At 41.8% G+C, this 297-nt stretch carries 1 pseudogene; it reads right to left on the bottom strand.

From position 1 onward, the window contains the following. Positions 1–202 (bottom strand): annotated as a pseudogene (locus NE473_RS31550) (glycosyltransferase family 1 protein); the annotation flags it as partial. Between the last annotated feature and the right edge of the window lie 95 nt (positions 203–297).

The raw sequence follows: 297 nt of genomic DNA, 5'->3' as shown, positions 1-297 counted from the left end.
CGCCTAATTCCCGGATATCTTCCATATAAGAATCCTCACAGGCAATAAAGTGCAAAAAATCAAACTGGACTTTATCTCGTTCTATATGCCTAAAGTAATTCATAATCACACTCATAACACCGCTTCCGCGGCTCAGAGTGGAGACAAAATGCAGAACCCGAATACAGTCTGTCTGGGCGCCTTCTTGCGTGTTATCAGCCATTTAAAGACCTTTCCGTGGGTACTTCCCATAATCGCGCTTATGCGAACTAAACCTTCGGATAGTTTACCACCTTATCTCATATTAATCAACTTTTT

The organism is Hungatella sp. SL.1.14, from assembly GCF_024460495.1.
Taxonomy (GTDB): Bacteria; Bacillota; Clostridia; order Lachnospirales; family Lachnospiraceae; genus Hungatella; species Hungatella hathewayi.
This window is presented reverse-complemented; position numbering and strand designations above follow the sequence as displayed.